Consider the following 2,871-nt stretch of genomic DNA (forward strand, 5'->3'; position numbering starts at 1 on the left):
AAAAGCATTGAATTAACGGTGACCTTAAAACCAACAGGCCAAAAAGCAGGCGATGTGTTGGTTAATAACTCATCCATGAACTCAGATTTAAACCTTCCCGTCCACTCACAAACCGCGATTACGCGCGTTTATGGCCGTGATTTAACGGGCGTGGCTTGGTATGATGATAATCAAGATGGCTTGATTGGCTTGAAAGCGGCTGGTAAGGCCGAGCCCTTTGCCAAAGACATTCCAGTGAAGCTGTACCGAACTAGTTTGGAAGATAAGACTTACAAAGATAAATTGATCACACAAAGTTTAACGGGTGCCAAATTTGTTGATGCCTCTGGAAACTCATTGATTAAGACAGATGCGAATGGCACGTACACCTTCTCCAATCTACCAGAGGGTAACTATGTGGCGGAGTTTGTCATTGGCGACTTAGTGACCAAGAAAAAAGTATTAGTCACCAAGGCGGCAGTTGGAACGGATCCAACGAAAAATTCTAAAGCCAGTCAAACAACGCCTTATCGAACTCCTGCTTATAAACAGCCTATTCTGAGCGAACTCAACACTGCCACAGGCGTGGTAAATCCAACTCATTATGTCAGAAATGTCAACCTTGGATTGATTCACACAGGGACGGTTCAGTTGTTTAAATATGCAGCCGGGAGTGCCAAGGATAGTAATGGCGATGGCAAGTTGAGTGACGCGGAAAAAGCCACTGGGAAGCCACTGGTTGGAGCGGAGTTTGATGTCTATACCAAGGACATGACAACCAAAATTAACAGTGGGGTCACGAATGAGAAAGGCTTAATTGTCTTTGCGACTGATTTATTTCCAGGGGAGTATGTGCTAATTGAGACGAAATCGCCTGATGGATTTGAATTGGTGAAGGTGCCGATTCCCGTTAAGATAACCGAAGGAAATCAAGTGATTCACTTGTACCAAGATGACGCAGAGGAAACGGTCTTACCCTTTACTGGTAGTGCGACGATGATTCAGCTCTTACTTGCGGGAGCCGCTAGTCTGTTAAGTATTGGCGTTATCGTGATGTTAGTACGATCACGACCGCAGAAGCCAACCAAACGAAGAAGGAGGCGATCTGCATGACCCGATTAACTAAGTGGGGAGTGAGCCTTCTTTTATTGATAGGCTGTCTGGCTAGTGGGAACGTGAGTGAGGCAGTCGAAGAAGAAACTTACGGGATTCACATCGTTAAGTATCGCTTAGAAGAAGGGACGACCCTCAATCAAGAACTCCCTCAGGATGGTCGAAAGTTAGACAAGGTTACCGATAAAGAGGGGAACCACTTACAACCCTTGGCCAATGTGACGTATCAGTTAACGAAGGTTCAGTTAAAAGAGCCCTCGTTACCAGTGGGAGATGTTAGCTCATATCAACCGATAGTGGGGGATGAGGCGTTTACGATGTCTCTTGTGACAAATAATCAAGGGAATGCCGAGATTAATGGCTTAACGGCAGGGACTTATCAAGTAGAAGAACGGGCCAATGAGACTCTAAAAACACCGATGCAGCCGATTTTGGTTCAGCTGCCAATGAGTCATGGGGCGGAGCGTTTAACGCAAGTTTATCTCTACCCAAAATCAAGTGTGGTAACACCAAAGCCAGCCCCTAACACTCCGCCGAAAAAGCTCCCGCAAACCAGTGGGTCCATCGGACGAGCCACGCAAATGTTTTGGATGCTAGGGCTTATTACGGTGATGGGATTACTTGGAATGAGAGTGTCTAAGCAACGCCAATAATGAGGATAGCTACTTAGCCGACCGTCACTAGTTGACTGTCGGCTATCAATCTAACCAAGACGCAATTATCGAAGAAAAAGGGGACACAAATGGACATAGAGACGGGAAGAAAGAAAAAAAGACGAAGAAACACGCACTCGTCTCCTAAAAAAAGAACTAAAAAGCCACAACGCCAGAGCCGTTTTCTCCGTTATTTTGCTTTTGTCATGATTATCGGGGGGATTCTGATTCTCTTGTATCCAATCATTGGCAATGTGCTTGCTAATCGAGAGCGAAGTGAGGCGGTCAGTCGTTATGACAACAAGATGAAGGCCCTGAGTAAAAAAGAACTCAGCCAACAAGCCAAACTGGCGACGGCATATAATGAGTTTGTCTTCAATCGCCAACAAGGCAGATTGGGGGAAGAGGTTTTATATCAAGCAGTTATGGATAAAGGCGGCGTGATGGGAACCCTTGATATTCCGGGAATTGACATTGAGGCCCTGCCTTTCTACCACGGGACCTCTTACAAAACCTTAGATAAAGGCTTAGGCCACTTTGAACCGTCCTCGATTCCGATTGGTGGCAAAAATACGCGTTCCGTCATCACAGGGCATAGTGGTGTTCAAAATCAGGTCCTGTTTACGGATATCCGCAACCTAAAAGAAGGCGACGTGTTTTTCGTCAACATTCTTGGCAAGCGTCTGGCCTATGAAATTCGCTCCTTTGAAGAAGTCTTACCGAGTGACGTGGAAAAAGTGAAGATTGAGCCGGGCAAGGACATGGTGACCTTATTAACCTGTACCCCACCTGGCATTAACACGTATCGCTTACTGGTCAATGGCTACCGGATTCCTTATGAAAAGGCGGTCGCAAAAAAAGTGGCAAAACGCAATCTGTGGAGCTATCAAACGATTGTTCTACTAACCTTGGCTATTTGTCTGGTGATCTTTGGCTTATTATGGGGCATTTACCGAGTGTTATTAACAAAATCAAACGCAACCGTTCCGGAGATTTCAGCACGAGCGAAACGTCAATTAACTCGTTTATTGATGCTGACCCGAACACTTTTTGTGGTCTTATTAGTGACCATGATTGGGGTGATTCTCTTCGCACTTTACGGGTATCTACAGATGAAAGAAGACAC

At 45.6% G+C, this 2,871-nt stretch carries 3 protein-coding genes; all 3 read left to right on the top strand.

Going from position 1 to position 2,871, the window contains the following annotated elements; genetic code table 11:
• Positions 1–1,092: SpaA isopeptide-forming pilin-related protein (locus tag AC5KOD_RS02875; RefSeq protein ID WP_496913031.1), on the top strand; the 1,092-nt coding region annotated here is incomplete at its 5' end.
• Positions 1,089–1,745: a pilin N-terminal domain-containing protein gene (locus tag AC5KOD_RS02880; RefSeq protein WP_496913032.1), complete on the top strand. Its 657-nt coding sequence runs from the start codon at positions 1,089–1,091 to the stop codon at positions 1,743–1,745. The genes AC5KOD_RS02875 and AC5KOD_RS02880, both read left to right, overlap by 4 nt.
• Positions 1,746–1,834: 89 nt before the next feature.
• The coding region (locus tag AC5KOD_RS02885) for a class C sortase (protein ID WP_496913033.1) at positions 1,835–2,871 on the top strand (1,037 nt) is incomplete at its 3' end.

The organism is Vagococcus sp. WN80Y (assembly GCF_059621045.1).

What these genes read in the sequence shown, in the direction of transcription:
- AC5KOD_RS02880 (WP_496913032.1), top strand. Translation starts at nt 1,089, where the DNA reads ATGACCCGATTAACTAAGTGGGGAGTGAGCCTTCTTTTATTGATAGGC.